Below are 16,307 nucleotides of genomic sequence, written 5' to 3' on the forward strand. Positions count from 1 at the left end.
GTGGTTGAGGCTGTCAGCAAGCACATTGCTTTTGTGTGTCCGGGCGTCAACGCCATTCAGAATTTTCCCGCTTTGCTCGCAGAGCTGGTGGCGAAGGGACATCGCGCGTTCGTTCTGTCGTCGGAGCTGCAAAAGGCAGAAGCGGACCAGCTTGGGAAGCTGGGTGTCGAGCACGCAATTATTGGCGCGGAGGACAGCGGATGGAAGCTGCTGTCCGACTGGAAGGCGGTCGGCGCGATCCGGCAGCAACTGGTGCGCTGGGGGGCCGACGTTGTCGTGGCCAGCGGCGGCCGTACCATGATCTATGGCGCGCTTGCTGCAAAGCGGGCGCATGTTGCGCGCACAGTCGTCATTGTTGGCGCATTGCCCGAGCATCGCTTCACCGGCACACTCGCCGAAAACGAAATGCCTGCCTGGCGATATGGTCAGGCGCTGCGCAGTGCCGATGTCGCGCTGTTTCATAATGGCGATGATATTGCGCTGCTGAAAAAGCTTGGCATCGTTCCCGAGGGGCTGCCCGTTTCCCTGACGCCGGGCGCCGATGTGGATCTGGAGGCATATCCAGTGAAGCCGCTGCCGCCGATCACTCAGGGCATCAGTTTTCTTATGGTCGCAGGTCTCGATGTGCGTCGAGGGGTGGAGGACTATTGCGCGGCGGCTGCGCTGTTGCGTCAGCGCTCGCCGAACGCCCGGTTTCTTCTGGCTGCCTTGCCGGACGATGATGCGGATGCTCAGACCGTTGATCCTGCGCTGCTGGCTTCTTCGGGAGACATCGAGTTTCTCGGCGTCCTTGATGATCATGCCGATGCCGATCTGCTGGAGCAGGCACACGTATTTGTTTATCCCGCGCGTTTGGCAGGCATGCCGCAACCGGTGTTGAATGCCCTCGCCACCGGTCGGCCGATTGTCACCAGCGCTATTCCCGGTTGCCGCGAGGCCGTTGATGATCAGGTGAACGGCAGGCTTGTTCCAGCGCGAGACGTCGAAGCATTGGCCGATGCGATGGGAAATTTTCTGCGCCGTCCGGACCGCATTCCTTCAATGGCTCTCGCAAGTCGCGCCAAGGCTGAGAAACTGGCGTCGATCACGGATACCCGGTTCACCGTGATGGAAGCGTTGGCGCTGGACGACACCTGAAGCCGTCGCTTGCCTGCCTCATCGCTGTCACGTCGGGAACAGCCCCAAGGGCGGTTTCAATCCATTGTTCCTTCGTAGATCACGCCGCACGAAAGCCGAGCGGCCAATACGATGGAGCTTTTGATTATGGATTGCCGCATTTTCTCAGCCGCCTTGCTCGCAGCGGCGTTTTTTGCCGGAGCTACAACGCAGGCTGACGCCCGGGGCGCGAAGGATTTCTACACGCAGGACTATAAATTCGACCGTCCCATGCGCGGTTATGAAGGGCAGGCAGGAAACTATTATTGCTCCTATCAGCGTCTGCCAAATCGCGTGTGCAACGTTGATCGCAGCGGCAATGAGCGCTGCAAGGTCAAGGGTTGGACGTTGCGCCAGCATTGCTATTGATCGTGATACGATCTGTGCTGATGGAGCTGCACGGAGCGGCGGCTGGAAAGCACAGGTTGCGCAGGGTTACGCTACGGTGCGGGCGTCGTTTCGACAGAGGTAGTTGGCGAGAGCTGCGGCAGACAGTGGCTCGGCATACAGATAGCCCTGTCCTTCGGTGCAGCCCAGCATGCGCAGCGTTTCTGCCTGCTCCTCTGTTTCGATGCCTTCAGCGGTGACGTTGAGCTTGAAGCAGCGACCCAGATAAATGATTGCCTGTACGATCGCAGCGTCTTCTTCGTCGGCACATACATCGCGCACAAATGAACGATCGATCTTGAGGCGCGAGACAGGAAAACGCTTCAAGAGATTGAGCGAAGCGAAGCCTGTGCCGTAGTCGTCGAAGGCGATGCTTATGCCGCGAGACAGCATTTCGCGCAGCGGGACAACGATCGCATGCTCTCCGCGCAGCATGATGTTTTCGGTGATTTCCAGCTCTAGCGCCTCTGGGGGCAGCTTGTAAGTGAGCAGCGCGTCTTCCACCCGGGACATCAGATCGCCGGCATCAAACTGAGCGCCGAACAAGTTTACCGCGACGCGGAAATTGGGATGGTGGGTGCGCAACAAAGCTGCCTGCTTGCATGCGGTGCGCAGAACCCAGTTGCCCACATCCGCAGCGAGCGGGCCTTTTTCCAAGTGACTGAGAAATGCGCCAGGAGCCAGCAGGCCGCGCGTGGGATGACGCCAGCGCAGCAGTGCTTCCGCGCCGATGATCGAAGCATCGTTGAGGATTACCTGCGGCTGATAGAAGAGTTCGAACTGTGACGCTGCCAGTGCCTGGCGCAGCTCACTTTCAATAGTGCGCCGTGCAATGACCACCTGGCGCATCTCTGGCTTGAAAAACTCATATCCGCGGCGCCGGGTTGCCTTTGCGCGTTCCAGCGCGAGATTGGCATTGGCGGTGAGTTCTTCTGCGTTGGTGCCATCATCCGGGCAGCGGGCGATGCCGATGTTGACGCCGAGGTAGACGACCTCAGCATCAACAAGGAACGGCAAGTCGAACAGACTGAGAAGATTTTCAGCTTTGTTCGAAGCTTCGGAGGCGGAAAGATCAGGCCAGTAGACTGCGAACTCATCGGCGCCGAAACGGGAAACCTTGGCCTTGGCAGCGGTGAGGGTTGAAAGACGCGCTGCGGCCTGGCTCAAAAGCTGATCACCGGCGCCGTGACCGAGGGAATCGTTGATGTCCTTGAAGCCGGAGAGATCCAGTTGGAAAAGCGTGCCGCTGCCATTGGTTGAAAGCTGTCGCACAGCGGCAAGGAAGCGGCAGCGATTAGGCAGGCCGGTCAGCGGATCGAGTTCAGCGCGTGCATAGAGCCTATGCTCGCCCTGCCGGGCAATGCTGATATCGCGCAACACCGCGCCAAAGCCCGCATCGTGATCGCGCGTCACGGACAGCGTCATTTCGAGTTCCAGCTCTGTGCCGTCGCGATGCCGTACGATGAATCCGGCCCGCGGTGCGGAACGATCGGCGGCGGTTTTGCGAACGGCACGAGTGAGCTTTGCGGTTTGGGTACGGCGCAGTCGATCGGGAAAGACAAAGCTGACAGGCTGGCCCAGTACTTCATGCGCGGAATAGCCCATCATCGCTTCAGCGGACTTGTTCCAAAACGTGATGCCGCCGTGTGCATCCGCGCATACGATTGCATTGGGTGATGTTGAGGCGATACGTTCGAACCGTAGATCGCCGTCATCGCTGGCAGCATGCACGCGGCGCATCTCCAGGCGCTCCATCACCAGCGCGGCGACGTCCTCCAGTGCTCTGCGATCCTTGCTGCAGAACTTCGACCAGGGCTTGGGGTCGAACACGCATATCGCGCCGATCTTGTGCCCGGATGGCGCAACGAGCGGGACGCCGGCGTAAAAGCGGATGCCTGGGCTCTTGCGGACGATTGCCGATCCAGCCAGATGCGGGTCTGCTGCGGTATCGGGCACGCAGAACAGCGCGTCCTGCGAATTTATATAGGTGCAAATACGTTCGTGGCGCGGCAGGTCGCCAAGCTCGGCGCCATACTGCGATTTGACGTGCACGCGATCGCGCCCGACGATAAAAAGTGCCGCCATCGGCACCCGGCACACACGGGCAGCGAGCTTTACGATGCGGTCAAGGTCGGGGTCGGCTGGACTGCCGATGATGCGGTATTCTTCAAGTGCGCGGATGCGATCCGCTTCGCGGAGCGTAGCACTGGTAAAACGGTCTTCGCTGGGACCAAGCATAAAGCCTCACTTGATTTCCGCGATCACCAGCTAAAATAGAAGATCGGAACTTCACGACATATGAAAATCAAGATTCGATTTTGCGGCCATTGGTTAGTCTTTTGCTGACCAAGACATGGCCGACGCATCCGGATGCCGGGGCTTTTGGTCAGTCAGCATCGCGTTTCAGAGCGACGATAGACCGGTTCAGAGACGAAATGCGGCGTCACGGGTCAGCTGCATGTTCTGACAAATATTATGCGTTGGTCCGGCAGGGCGGGTCGGCTTTTACCTCTGCTGCCTCTGCGCGGCGGTGCCCACCCAAAGGTCGGACAGTCGGATTGTGGAGGCCGCATGGAAAGCTCGGCGGCTGATGCCACCGTTGTCTGAAGCGTCAGTGGAATACGTTTATCGGAGGTCGATGTCGTCTTCGATCACGTGCCTCAGGCCGGTTCCCTCGGCGGTCAGCACCATCCGCACCCGCAATTTACCGCTATCGGCGAATTGGGCGCCGTGCTGCTCTCCATCCCGCACCAGAGCTTCGATTTCGCGCTGGGAGGTGATCCCCACCTGCTTCAGAAACCGGCGTAAGGAGAGATTAAAGCGGTCTTCGTCCAGCGATTTGTTATCGGTTTTCATTGCATCACCTTGTGTCTGGGCCATGCTGACGTGGCGCACGGCGCGGGAATGGGCGCTGCTACAAGTTACGGTGTGGCCCCGATGCGGCCGATGGGCGCTTGGCCAATGTGGTCGGGCCAGTTGTGTTGCACCGCTAGGGCTGCGAAGCTATCAACGTTTGAGGGCCTGTGGCCATACCTTTGGGCCGAATGGCTGGGATGCCGGCATATGAAAGACTTGAAGCTGATCGCCCTTGATCCGGAGGATCTGCGGGTTCTCTCCTGCCATCTGCAGGATGCGATCATCCGCGTCGGCGATATGGCCTATCTCAGCCGCGAGATGCGCTTTGCTGCTATCGCCAACCGGTTCGATTGGGAAGCAGCAGTCCAGACGGAGCAGGCCGAAGGCCAACGCCGCCGCTCAGGTCTGCGATTTGAGCGCGTAAAGGCTGCCCGCGTTCTGGGGTTTGACCTGCAGAACAAAGACGCGGTGCTGGAACTGCTGGCCCTAACCTTCGACCCTGCCGAGGAACCATCGGGCTCCATCACGCTGCATTTTGCCGGTGGGGCTGCGGTTCAGCTTCAGGTCGAATGCATTGAGGCCGAGCTGCGTGATCTGGGCGCCGTCTGGCGTGCCCAATCCAAACCGGTCCACACAATCGACGAATAAATCAGGTCAGATCACACTTATTCAGGAGACGGCCGCAGGGCCGATTACGACATGCCCAAGCGGCTGAACACGCGTGACCCCCAATTTGATGCAGCTTTCGCTCAGTTCCTGGGCGAGAAGCGGGAATCGTCGGCGGATGTTGGCGCGGCGGTGGCATCCATCATTGATGACGTGCGGACCCGTGGCGACGCGGCCCTGATCGATCTTTCCAAAAAATACGATCACGTCGATCTCGAAGCGCTGGGGCTGCGCGTCTCGGCCGAGGAAATGCGCCGCGCCCGCGAAGCGTGCAGCGCCGATACGCTGGAAGCGCTGGAGTTTGCGTCGGCCCGCATCGCCGAGCATCACCAGCGCCAGCTGCCGACCAATGAGCGCTACACGGACGAGCGTGGCGCCGAGCTTGGCTGGCGCTGGACGGCGGTCGAGTCGGCTGGCCTCTATGTTCCGGGTGGGCTTGCCTCATATCCCAGCTCGGTGCTGATGAATGTCATTCCGGCCAAGGTGGCCGGCGTGCCACGCATCGTGATGGTCGTGCCTGCGCCCCGCGGTGAGATCAATCCGCTGGTGCTGGCCGCTGCCGAGATGGCTGGCATTGAAGAGGTTTATCGCGTTGGTGGTGCGCAGGCCGTGGCTGCGCTCGCCTATGGCACCGAAACGATTGCGCCGGTTGCAAAGATCGTTGGGCCCGGCAACGCCTATGTCGCCGCTGCCAAGCGTCAGGTGTTCGGCGCCGTTGGCATCGACAGCATCGCCGGTCCTTCCGAGGTGCTGGTGATCGCCGACCGCCACAACAATCCCGAGTGGATCGCGGCCGATTTGCTGGCGCAGGCTGAGCACGACACTGCAGCACAATCGATCCTGATGACGGACGACGCCGAATTTGGCCGTGCGGTGGAGGCTGCCGTAATGCGCCAGCTGCAGACGCTGCCCCGTGGCAACATCGCCGGCGAAAGCTGGAACGTGTTCGGCGCCATCATCGAGCTTCAGTCTCTGGATGAAGCACCTGCTCTTGCGGATCGGATCGCGGCTGAGCATCTCGAAATCGCTACGCAGGATGCCGAGGCGCTGGGCGAGCGCATCCGCAATGCCGGTGCGCTGTTCCTGGGCGCCTATACGCCGGAGATGATCGGCGACTATGTCGCCGGGCCGAACCACGTGCTGCCGACATCGCGTACGGCGCGCTTTTCGTCTGGCCTCGGCGTGCTGGACTTCATGAAGCGTACCTCGATCCTCAAGCTCGATCGCAACGCGCTGGCCGAGCTGGCGCCCGCAGCCATGGCGCTCGCCCGCGCCGAAGGGCTGGAGGCGCATCGGTCATCCGCCGAGATCCGCCTGCAATCGGAGCAGCAACCCATGCCAGAGCGTGCATCATCATGACGACCGAGGTCGAGAGCCAGGATCTTCCCCGTGCGCGGCTAGTTGCAATCACGTTGGATGAAAAATCCATCGCGACCAGCAATTCAAATATCGAGCATGAGCGAGAGGTCGCGATTTTCGACATTCTTGAGGGCAACTCGTTTGCCCTCGAAGGTCGCGATGAGGGTCCATACAAGCTCAATCTCGCTTTGATGGACGATCGGCTGGTTTTCGTCGTCAGCAGTGAGGCGGATGAAGTTCTCATCACCCACATGCTTTCGCTGACACCGCTGAAGCGCATCATGAAAGATTATTTCCTGGTGTGCGAAAGCTATTACGAGGCGATCCGAACGGCGCCGCCATCGCGCATCCAGGCCATCGACATGGGACGGCGCGGCCTGCACGACGAGGGCAGCCGCACGCTGCTGGAGCGGCTGGCGGGCAAGATCACCGTCGACATAGACACGGCCCGAAGGCTGTTCACGCTTATCTGCGCGTTGCACTGGAAGGGTTAGCGCCATGTCTCGCGACTTCGCGAGCAGCGGCGGCACTGCCGGACTTACGGCTTCTCAAACCGGGGCGCCGGATATGGAAGCCGGACCATTGCCCGGTGCCGTGCTCTTCGCCTGTACGACAAACGCGGTTCGATCCGTCATGGCGTCAGCAATCCTGCGCCATCTGGCGGGTAATCGTGTTTATGTCGCGTCGGCGGGCGTGCGTGCAGGCGAGGTCGATCCATTCGTCACCGCAGTCATGGATGAGATCGGCATTGATGTTTCAGGACATACCCCGCACACGCTGCGCGAGCTGAATGACACCTCATTCGATCTGATCGTTTCACTGTCGCCGGAAGCTCACCATCAGGCGCTGGAGCTTACGCGTACGATGGCCGTCGACGTTGAATACTGGCCGACGATTGATGCCACGGTGATGGTGGGACACGGCACGCGTGAGCAGACGCTGATGGATTATCGCGCTGTGCGCGACGGCCTTTTTGAGCGCATCAAACAGCGCTTCGGCTTTGGCGGCGGACCAACCGTTTAAGCGGCGTGATGATCGACCGGCGGCAGCGCTTCGCCAAGCAGGAACCACGCTTCCTGCATGCCCAGCCCTTTGATCTCCATCGGCCCGCAGGCTTCATATCGGAATGCGTTGCCGAGCAGATCGTGTGTGCACGGACAAATGAGTATGCGCCCCGTTTGCGAACGGGCCTCAAGGCGGTTGGCGAGGTTCACCGGATCGCCCCAGACATCGTAGCTGAATTTACGCTTGCCGATGACGCCTGCTGTAACCGGCCCCGACGCGATGCCGATGCGGATGCCGATGGCGAAGTCGCTTGCAGCGTTGTGGCGTTCTATGGCGGCCAGCATATCGTGCGCCATGCGTGCCAGCTTTACGGTGTGACCGTCGCTCGGCACCGGCAACCCTGAGGCGACCATATAAGCGTCGCCGATGGTCTTGATCTTTTCGACGCCATGCTGCGTCGCGAGGCTGTCGAACTCGGTCACGATGCGGCTCAGCAGATCGACGGTAGCAGCAGCGCCAAGACGCCGCGCGATGCCGACAAAGCCCGAGATGTCGGCGAACAGCACCGATCCGCATTCATAATTGTCGGCGATCAGTGTGTGGGGATCAGCTTTCAGTCGCTCGACGATGACATCCGGCAAAACATTATGCAGCACGGCGTCGGTCTCGGCCTTGGCCTGCTCGGCCAGATGAAATGCATAGTAGACCGATGCCGCAATGAGGCCGACGGTTGTGATCGCTGCCTGCGTGTAATTCGCGTCGAGCACCGAGCGTTCGGTTGCTGTCAGGTCGGCTGGTGCAGGAAACCGGAACCACGCAAACAGATGCAGCGCCAGTCCGGAAATCACCACCAGCGCGATCAAACGAATGCGCTGCAGACCGAATATGACGAACGGAGCAGCGGCGGCGATGATGTATTGCAGGCTGGCGCCGCCTTCGCGGCTGAAGAATTGCGTGAACGCCAGCAGCGCCGCATACTCTGCACCGACAAGAAGCAGGCCACCGGATATTTCACTGATGCGATGGGTCAGCGGCACCACAAGCACCACAGCGGCAAGTACGACATTGACCCACACCATTGGTGCATAGGCCTGATAGTCGGTCAGCGCCTGCTGTGCGGCATAGATCAGCGTCGTGGTGGCGATCAGATAGCACATCACGTTGAGGATCTTCAGCCGTCGGCGCACATCGGGCGGATAGCTCGCGGTGCCCGCAGCCGCCAGCGTACGGCCCAGCTCGCGCACCTTTCGCGTCGCGGTGCAGATGTGTTGTCGCGCGCCAAGCCGTTCGAACATTCTCATGCGGTCCCGGCGATGGCCTCAAGTTCGCTCATGCTGCAAGTGATGCGCGTGCCGCTGCGAACGATTGCGCCGCTTGCTTCCAGCAGCGCCAGGGCGGCATTCACCTTCGGGCGGCTGGCGCCGACAAGCAGGGCGAGCTCGCTTTGCGACATGCTGATGTCGACGGCGATTTGCCCTTCAGTGTCATCCGGCGCCGCTGCCTTGGCGGTGGCCAGAAAGAAGCGGGCAAGCCGCCCCTCGATGGGATACAGCGCTATGGCTTCAAGCTGCTGGTCAGCGTCGCGGATGCGGCCGCACAGAAACCGGATCACGGCTTCGGCCACGCGTGGATGCGTTTCAAGCAGGCGTTTGAAAGCTGGTTTAGAAAGGCACAGTACGTTCACCGCATCGACCGCTGTCGCATCGGCGGTGCGCAGGCCGCCATCCAGCATCGCGATCTCGCCGAATACGGCTCCGGTGCTGGCATGGGCAAACGAAAGCTCGCGGCCTTCGGGGCTGAGTATCGAGATCCGCACGCGGCCCGATACAACCAGATACATCTCGGTGCCCGGATCGCCGCGGCCGAAGATGGTTTGTCCGGCATTAAAACCGATGGCGCGCATCTCGCCGGCAATGGTGTGCCGGATCGCCTCATCCATCGGGCCAAAAAGCGACGTCTGGGCGAGAAATTCGGTGATGGCACTTCTGGAAAGCATGTTCCGAGGCAATCCCGTTTGAAAAAATATGGTGGTTTGTGGCGATGGTATTGCAGCGCGGTAACGTATCATCATGAAACTGCGGCAGCATCCCAATTTGCCCGCACGTGACGTGCAAAAGGTGAAGCCCCTTGCTTTTCGGCCTATGCCTTTGCAATGTCGTTGAGCTTTGTAAAAGCACTCCGGCTGTTGTGACCAGGCCGGGTTGGGGTTTTGCCTGCATGGCGGTGATCCGCCCGTGCGATGGCGAACCGCCACGGGTTCTTATGTTTTCCTCTCAAGGTGACGCCTGCGATGTCTGCCAAGGCCGCATTTCTGAGCGCGCTCAGCCGAACCGATCATCCGCGCCGCGATACGCTGCGGCGCGAGCTGGCGCGGGAACGGAGCGCCAATAAGTCTGATGAGGCCGCGCGTCCCCGGCTGGTGCTGGCCAGCGCAAGCCCGCGCCGTCTCATGCTGCTGTCGCAGGTCGGGATCGAGCCGGATGCGCTGCGTCCCTCCTCAATCGATGAGTCGGCGCGTAGAACCGAGATGCCGCGCGGCTATGCAGCCCGTATCGCCCGCGCCAAGGCGGAAACCGCCCGCGATCAGATCGCGAACGACAAGGACATCGCCTCGGCCTATGTCCTGGCTGCTGACACCGTAGTGGCGGTGGGCCGGCGCATTCTGATGAAGCCATCAAACATCGAGGAAGCTGCAAATTGTCTGCAGCTTCTCTCCGGCCGAGCCCATCGGGTACTGACCAGTGTCTGCCTGATCACGCCCGACGATCGTATGAAGCAGAAGATCGTCGACACCCGGGTGCGCTTTAAACACCTCACGCGCGAAGAGATCGAAGCCTATATCGCCTCGCGAGAGTGGCGCGATAAGGCCGGTGGTTATGCAATTCAGGGGCTGGCCGGTTCGTTCGTCCAGAAAATCGTCGGTTCCTATTCCAGCGTTGTTGGCCTGCCGCTGACCGAAGTGGTGCAGATGCTGGCAGCCGAAGGGTTCCCGATCCATTTCGCCTGGGTGCGCGCGGCGGAACTCGATCCCACCTGACCGCGTACCTTTTTTGTCAGGAGTTTGAGAAGCCATGGCTGATCAGGAAACAGGCTCTAAACCAGCCTCCGGTCGCCGGTGCCCGATTTGCGCCGAGCCAACCGACACCGCATATCGCCCGTTCTGCTCCCGCCGTTGCCGCGATGTCGACTTGGGCCGCTGGCTGGGCGGCGGCTACGTGATCGCTGGTGGTCAGCAGGATGCCGACGAAGACGGCGACGAAGATCTGGAGCGCGCCCTGCGCCCTTCCATCGGCGGCCCCGAAAGCGATCAGGAGTGATCAGGGCGGACGCGCCGATAGCCTAGCGTCACGCCCCGGAATGGGCTGGGGGGTGATGGCGACAGCGCGCTACGGCTAACCGGGCGAGAAAAATCCCACGCCGAGACCAGAACGGTGATGAAGTGGTGCATCCGCTCTCGAATTGTCTGGGTCTAAGTGCTTGATTTTAAATGGTGCCCAGGGCCGGAATCGAACCAGCGACACCGTGATTTTCAGTCACGTGCTCTACCAACTGAGCTACCTGGGCATTGCATCGGAGGCAAGAGCCAGCACCGAAGTTCGGCCCTTATAGTGATGACATTGACGGATGTCTAGCGCCTCGCACGACTAATCCGAGACAGTTCGGCCACCTTTCCCACAGAGGACTTGGAACCGTCCGCCAAACCGGCCTGTCCATCTGCAAAATGCGCCGAAAATCGCGCTAAATCCTAAAATCGCCTTTGCAGGCAGCCCATCATCAGCGACCGCTTATCGCAGATGCTTCCGGTGCGGCGCATCGGCCTTCACACAGCAAGGTGGCACGCCATGATGGCGATGTGGCACTTCGGCGGTTATGCCTGAGCGAAATGCTTCGGGTGGCGATCGGTGTGCTGGTCTGGCACGATGATTCCCATCTGGCAGGGTGACTGGGGAATAATGATGGGGGCAGGCCGGTAATGGTAACGGGGCCGAATACGGTTGATCGTGCGGATCGAGGCGTAGCTATCGCCATGCGGGCCGTGCTTGCAATCGCCGGCGGATATGCGGTGACGTGGGTGCTTGCCTATTGGCTGGCGAAGATCATGCCGCTTGCGGATTCAGAAGCTGTCATCGTCACATCGCTGCTGGGCTTGCTGGTTTATCCGGCGCTGATGGTGTGGGCGTTTGCCTGTCCGCGCACGATAAGGGTGTTTGCGACGTTCGCGTTGATCTGCGCCGCTGGCTTTCTTCCCATCGTTAGCGGGAGTGCACTGTGGTGAGTAACGATCAAGGTGCGGGCGTTGCTGCGGCAGCGTCTGCAGAAGAGCAATCGAAACCCTTCAACACCACCGCCTCGCTGACGCGCCTGCATACCTGGTTTGGGCTGACGGCCGGCTGGCTTCTGTTTGTCATTTTCTTCACCGGCAGCCTCACTGTGTTTGCGCCGGAAATCACCCTGTGGATGCAGCCCGAAGTCAGCGTGCCGAGCCACTCTGAGCTGGGCGCAACGCCGCGAGCGGTGCAAACCGCGGAAGCATTCTGGGCCGAGAAGGGACAATCCGATGCGCGTGCCATGGTGCGCTTTCCCGACGCGCGTAATCCGGACCTGCGCATCTCATTCGGCGGCCGGGGTGACATCAAAACCTATGCGATGGATCCGCTCACCGGAGAACAATATGAACCGCGCAGCACGATGGGTGCCCAGTTTTTCCGGGCGCTGCATTACCGTCTGAACATCGACAGGCGCAGCAACGAAATCGGCTTCTGGATCGTGGGGCTTGCCACCGCCATGATGCTGGCGGTTTTGATCAGCGGCGTCATCATTCACAAGCGCATTTTCCGCGAGCTGTTTGTGTTCAGGCCGCGATCGGCATACCCGCGCGCATGGCTGGACGGGCATACGGCGCTAGGTGTTTTCGCGCTGCCGTTCCTGTTCGTCATCGGCTTCACTGGGCTGGCCTACTTCTATTTCCTGTATGTGCCTGCGGGTGTGTCGGCGCTGTTCAATGGCGATCAGGCAGCATTTCGGCAGGCGATGTCGCAATCGGCGCAGGGCGGCGGTGGCGGCAAGCGGGAAGCCTCCCCAGGGGGCATGTTGCCGCTGAGCGCGTTTGTCGAGAAGGCCGAACCCGCGATGCCACGCAGTGAAATGGCCAGCATCCGCATAACGCCATCGAAAGGCGGCGCAAGCGTTGTCGAGGTGCGCGGCTCGCGTGATGTCGGCATCGTGCGCGATGCAGGCCGCGTCGCGTTCGATGGCGCCAGCGGAGACATCGTGCAGCCTCTGGCGGCGCCATTGCCTGCCGAACGGCTCCAGTCATTTGTGGTTGGGCTGCATCTGGCCTGGTTCGGCGGCTACGCGATGCATTGGCTGTATTTCGTTCTTGGCCTCATGGGCGCAGGAACGATGGCAACCGGTCTGGTGATGTTCACTGTCAAGCGCTCGGCGCGCATCGATCGTGCGTCGCGGGCGGACAGACTGTGGTGGCTGGCGGTGGGGCGCATCAATGTTGCTGTCATCGCCGGGCTGGCGCTCGCGTCAATCTCCTATCTCTGGGCCAATCGGGTGCTTGCTGTCGGGCTGGAGGAGCGGGCGATGTTTGAGATCCGTGTCTTCTTCGTCGTGTGGGTGGCGGCGCTGCTGCATGCCTACCTGAGGGGCGCAGCGATGGCGTGGCGGGAGCAACTCGGACTGGCAGCTCTGATGGCGTGCTCTTTGCCCGTGCTGAACTGGATGACAACGCGGCAATGGGCTGGCACCTATGCGGCCGACGGTGACTGGCAACGGTTCAGCGTCGAGCTGGTGGTGGTTGCAATGGGTGTTGGCGCAGCTGCAGTCGCGATCAAGCTGGGCAACATATCCGCCGCAGCCGAGAATACCTTTCAGCGCCGGAACGTGGAGGCGCTGACATGATCGCCGCAGCATTTTGTTTCGCCTATTGCGGGCTTTCCGGACTGGCGGCATCGCAGACGCATCGCAAGCGTGACATCCCGCATGTGGTCGCCACAAGGATTCCGTCCTGGCTGCTGCGCATCTTCGGAACGCTGGCGCTGCTACTGTCGCTGTGGGTCTGCCTTTCCATCTGGCCGATCGATGAAGGCATTGTCGCCTGGGTTTTGGTGGCGGCTATGTCGGGCATCGCCGTGGTTGGCGTGCTGTCGTTGGCGCCCGGCGGTTTCTGGTGGTTCCTGTTTCTTGCGGCGATTGCGGGCGCAGCTCTGTTGGGGCTTTAGCTGAGCGTGATTTTCCGACTGAACGCTGAGTGGCTCCTGTCGCTGGCGTCTGAAAAACAAAAGCCCCGCTGTGGTTTCAATCCGCAGCGGGGCTTTTTCGTTTGTATGCTGTCCGGCTTGTTAGCTGGCGTGCATTACCAGCCCAGCGACAGGCGGCTGTAGAACACCGATGGCGAAGGCTCGCGGCTGGTGGTGAGTGCAGTGATTGCACCGGCGCCGTTGCGGGTCGTGACCGTGCGGATATCGTCGGCCCGCAGCAGGTTGCTGGCCGTGATGCTCAGCACAACATTTTCTTCCAGTGAGATGCGCGCCGATGCATCGAGGCGATCCAGAGCCGAGAAGCTTGTGTGCTCATAGCTGCCGTTGGTCTGCAGAATATTCTGATCGTAGGCATAGGTGCGGTTGTAACCGAGGCCGAATGTCGTCGCCCACATCGGCACGTAATAGTCGAAGCCGATGTTGGTCAGCAGACCGGGCTGATCGGCGAAACGACGGGTTTGTCCGGTGACGCTGTCGGTAAGCTCCGACTTCATCGCCGTTGCGTTGCCCCATAGCGTTAGGTCGGTGAGGCCGACGAACGCCATCGGCAGGCGCGCTTCCAGCTCGACGCCGTACAGGTGGCCATCGCCAGCATTGCGCGGCGTTTGAACCCAGCGATTGGTCGTCGTGTCACGCTCGATCGCGTATTCGATCTTGTCCTCGAACGAGCGGGCGAAGAAGTTCGCTGCCACTAGGCCGGTGCGCTCGAAGAAGTAATAGTCCGTGCCGACATCCAGGCCCCAGATCTTTTCGGGCGTGGTGTCGGGGTTGCCGCGCTCGTCCGGCGAAGCGTAGGTGCCGTCCTCTTCAATGAGGGTAGGCGTCAGTTCGCTGAGGTCGGGGCGGCGCAGTGTGCGTGCGATGCCGAGGCGGAAGTCGAGGTTTTCCGCAGCAGAGAGACGATAGCTGAGCGATGGATTGAAGTCGGTGGCAGACACTTCGTTCTGGAGACGCTGATCGTTGATGGTCTCGGTGATGGAGTGCTCCATGCGCAGGCCGACGGTCAGCAGGTCGTTGCCGAACAGCGAGACGCTGTCGCTGATGTACGCATGATAAATGTCTTCCGTGACCTGATAGGTGCGCTCCGGCACCGGAGCAGGCACGAAGCCGATGATCGCGTTTTCGTCGTGCAGGCGCTGGGCCCAGCCAACGCCGGCCTCGACCGTGTGCTGGCCGATGCGCGACTTGATTGCGCTGCCCGCGGCGATGCGTTCAACGTCGATCGGCACGAAGCGCGGCGCCTGTACGGTTGGTCCGCTGGTTATAGCGCCGCTGCTGTTGAATTCGGTGCGCACGGTGTGGCGTGAGGTGTCCTCACGGCCGCGCTGGTATTCGAAATAGGTTCGCGCGTTGGTGGCGTTGCCGAAATCATGCAGCCATTCGGTCGCGACGCCATACGCTTCGCGGATACGCTCGCGCGATTCCTTGGTGTCGCGGTCAACGTACTGCTGATTTTTGCTCAAGCGGAATGCGTTCTGTTCGCGCTGCTCGGTGGTCTTCAGGTAGCTCGGCGCGACGATGATCGTATTGGCCGGGTTGATGTCCCACTCGAAGCGCGACAGGAAGGTATATTCGTCGAACTTGCGATGCTGGGGCGCAACCTCGCCGCGATCGGGTGTGGTGCCGTTGGTGCTGAATGTGAGCTCGCTGGAGCTTTCCTGCACCAGACGGCGCTGATAACCGCCTGCAATAAAATAACGCACCGCACCGGCTTCACCGCCCTGCCAGGCGTTGATCTCGCCTGGCGAGCCGTTGTTGGGCATGCGTCCGGCGCCGAGGGTGAGCTGGCCACCCGATGGACCGAATGAGCGGCGCGTGATGATGTTCACCGTGCCGGCGGCGCCCTGGGATTCCATGCTGGCCAGCGGCGTACGGGTAATTTCGATGCGCTCGATAAACGAAGCGGGAATGCGGTCCACTTCCATGTTGCGGCTGGTGTCGCCGTCAAGCAGCGGGCGGCCGTCGAGCAGCACCTGCGTGTAGGCCTTGTCGATGCCGCGCAGCTTGATGTCGCGCGATCTGTTCACGCCGGGGAATGTCACGCCGGGCAGGCGCCGCATTACATCGCCGATGCTGAGATGGCTGTACTGCTGCAGTTGCGCGCCTTCCATGATCATGACGCCGTTAGGCGCCTGGGCACGGGCTGTGGCGGCGTTTTGAGCGGCGGCGTTGACCGCGTTTCCGGAGGCAGTGACAGAGCCTGCATCAGACGGCGGGAGAGGCGACGCACCGCTGGCCGTGATGGGCGATGCCGGCTCTGGTGCGGAAACAGCGCTTGGTGTGGAAGCCTGCGTTTTCGGCTTCTTCTTAGCTGCTGATTTCTTTGGGGCCTTCGATTGTGGCGAGGTCGTTACCTCCACCGGCGGTAGCGGAACGTCCGCATCCTGTGCCCACGCAAAAGACCCTGCATTCGCTGCAACCATAACGGCTGCAGCGCACACTGTACGCCAAAGTACGCTCACTACTCTTAACTCCCGCTACGCAAACGCGGCGAAAGTTGCATGCATAGGGTGGTGGTAACAATAATGTTTACTGTTGCGGTAATGAAAACGCAGTGTTGTACGACATTATTGCAACATGCATCTGTATCGGAAGGCGATGGATGGCCGC

Annotated in this window: 16 protein-coding genes and 1 tRNA gene; 11 read left to right on the forward strand and 6 right to left on the reverse strand. The window is 60.9% G+C overall.

Translation table 11 applies throughout. The annotated features are described in order from the left end of the window. On the forward strand, nt 1–1,137 hold the full coding sequence (locus tag QEZ49_RS06400) for a glycosyltransferase (RefSeq protein WP_280385246.1): 1,137 nt from the start codon (nt 1–3) through the stop codon (nt 1,135–1,137). Between the two features lie 126 nt (nt 1,138–1,263). Further along, nucleotides 1,264–1,524 carry a hypothetical protein gene (locus tag QEZ49_RS06405; RefSeq protein ID WP_280385248.1) on the forward strand — a complete coding sequence of 87 codons (261 nt, stop codon included), beginning with the start codon at nt 1,264–1,266 and terminating at the stop codon, nt 1,522–1,524. 66 nt (nt 1,525–1,590) lie between these two features. Here the strand turns inward: QEZ49_RS06405 and QEZ49_RS06410 are convergent, their stop codons facing one another. Beyond that, a complete protein-coding gene (locus tag QEZ49_RS06410) occupies nt 1,591–3,780 on the reverse strand; it encodes an EAL domain-containing protein (protein WP_280385250.1) in 2,190 nt (729 codons plus the stop codon). A gap of 387 nt (nt 3,781–4,167) precedes the next feature. After that, on the reverse strand, nt 4,168–4,377 hold the full coding sequence (locus tag QEZ49_RS06415; RefSeq protein WP_280385990.1) for a DUF6494 family protein: 210 nt from the start codon (nt 4,375–4,377) through the stop codon (nt 4,168–4,170). A 228-nt stretch (nt 4,378–4,605) separates the two neighbouring features. Between QEZ49_RS06415 and QEZ49_RS06420 the strand changes: the two genes are divergently transcribed. The 4 genes from QEZ49_RS06420 to QEZ49_RS06435 all read left to right on the forward strand — a co-directional run bounded on the left by QEZ49_RS06420 (nt 4,606) and on the right by QEZ49_RS06435 (nt 7,446). Continuing rightward, nucleotides 4,606–5,046, forward strand: coding sequence for a DUF2948 family protein (locus QEZ49_RS06420; RefSeq protein ID WP_280385252.1), 441 nt, complete (start codon nt 4,606–4,608; stop codon nt 5,044–5,046). Nucleotides 5,047–5,097: 51 nt separating this feature from the next. Beyond that, nucleotides 5,098–6,423, forward strand: coding sequence for a histidinol dehydrogenase (gene hisD / locus QEZ49_RS06425; RefSeq protein WP_280385254.1), 1,326 nt, complete (start codon nt 5,098–5,100; stop codon nt 6,421–6,423). Continuing rightward, complete coding sequence (locus QEZ49_RS06430) at nt 6,420–6,917, forward strand: UPF0262 family protein (RefSeq protein ID WP_068463661.1); 498 nt, start codon at nt 6,420–6,422, stop codon at nt 6,915–6,917. Before hisD ends, QEZ49_RS06430 begins: the two co-directional genes overlap by 4 nt. Before the next feature lie 73 nt (nt 6,918–6,990). Continuing rightward, nucleotides 6,991–7,446, forward strand: a complete 456-nt coding sequence (locus tag QEZ49_RS06435) for a hypothetical protein (protein WP_068463663.1) — start codon at nt 6,991–6,993, stop codon at nt 7,444–7,446. On the opposite strand, the gene QEZ49_RS06440 is transcribed toward QEZ49_RS06435, so the two are convergent. Both QEZ49_RS06440 and QEZ49_RS06445 read right to left on the reverse strand, forming a co-directional pair. Next, nucleotides 7,443–8,723, reverse strand: coding sequence for an adenylate/guanylate cyclase domain-containing protein (locus tag QEZ49_RS06440; RefSeq protein WP_280385257.1), 1,281 nt, complete (start codon nt 8,721–8,723; stop codon nt 7,443–7,445). The genes QEZ49_RS06435 and QEZ49_RS06440 overlap by 4 nt on opposite strands. 2 nt (nt 8,724–8,725) lie before the next feature. Then, the gene (locus QEZ49_RS06445) at nt 8,726–9,424 is read right to left on the reverse strand and encodes a Crp/Fnr family transcriptional regulator (protein WP_280385259.1); all 699 of its coding nucleotides are present in this window, start codon (nt 9,422–9,424) and stop codon (nt 8,726–8,728) included. A gap of 294 nt (nt 9,425–9,718) precedes the next feature. On the opposite strand from QEZ49_RS06445, the gene QEZ49_RS06450 reads away from it, so the two are divergent. Both QEZ49_RS06450 and yacG read left to right on the forward strand, forming a co-directional pair. Then, complete coding sequence (locus QEZ49_RS06450) at nt 9,719–10,465, forward strand: Maf family nucleotide pyrophosphatase (RefSeq protein ID WP_173952396.1); 747 nt, start codon at nt 9,719–9,721, stop codon at nt 10,463–10,465. Between the two features lie 34 nt (nt 10,466–10,499). After that, a complete protein-coding gene (gene yacG, locus QEZ49_RS06455; protein WP_173952395.1) occupies nt 10,500–10,745 on the forward strand; it encodes a DNA gyrase inhibitor YacG in 246 nt (81 codons plus the stop codon). A gap of 171 nt (nt 10,746–10,916) precedes the next feature. Here yacG and QEZ49_RS06460 read toward each other — a convergent pair. Beyond that, nucleotides 10,917–10,992 (reverse strand) — tRNA-Phe (locus QEZ49_RS06460). 409 nt (nt 10,993–11,401) lie between these two features. Here QEZ49_RS06460 and QEZ49_RS06465 point away from each other — a divergent pair. From QEZ49_RS06465 to QEZ49_RS06475, 3 genes are read left to right on the forward strand one after another with little or no spacing between them, the layout of a single operon-like run. After that, nucleotides 11,402–11,704: a hypothetical protein gene (locus QEZ49_RS06465; protein ID WP_280385262.1), complete on the forward strand. Its 303-nt coding sequence runs from the start codon at nt 11,402–11,404 to the stop codon at nt 11,702–11,704. Next, nucleotides 11,701–13,338, forward strand: coding sequence for a PepSY-associated TM helix domain-containing protein (locus tag QEZ49_RS06470; protein WP_280385264.1), 1,638 nt, complete (start codon nt 11,701–11,703; stop codon nt 13,336–13,338). The genes QEZ49_RS06465 and QEZ49_RS06470 overlap by 4 nt, the downstream gene beginning before the upstream one ends. After that, nucleotides 13,335–13,658, forward strand: a complete 324-nt coding sequence (locus QEZ49_RS06475) for a DUF3325 domain-containing protein (RefSeq protein WP_280385265.1) — start codon at nt 13,335–13,337, stop codon at nt 13,656–13,658. Before QEZ49_RS06470 ends, QEZ49_RS06475 begins: the two co-directional genes overlap by 4 nt. A 134-nt stretch (nt 13,659–13,792) precedes the next feature. On the opposite strand, the gene QEZ49_RS06480 is transcribed toward QEZ49_RS06475, so the two are convergent. Beyond that, nucleotides 13,793–16,120, reverse strand: coding sequence for a TonB-dependent receptor (locus QEZ49_RS06480; protein ID WP_280385993.1), 2,328 nt, complete (start codon nt 16,118–16,120; stop codon nt 13,793–13,795). Nucleotides 16,121–16,307: the final 187 nt, after the last annotated feature.

This window comes from Hyphomicrobium sp. D-2 (genome assembly GCF_029872155.1).
Lineage (GTDB): Bacteria > Pseudomonadota > Alphaproteobacteria > Rhizobiales > Hyphomicrobiaceae > Hyphomicrobium_A.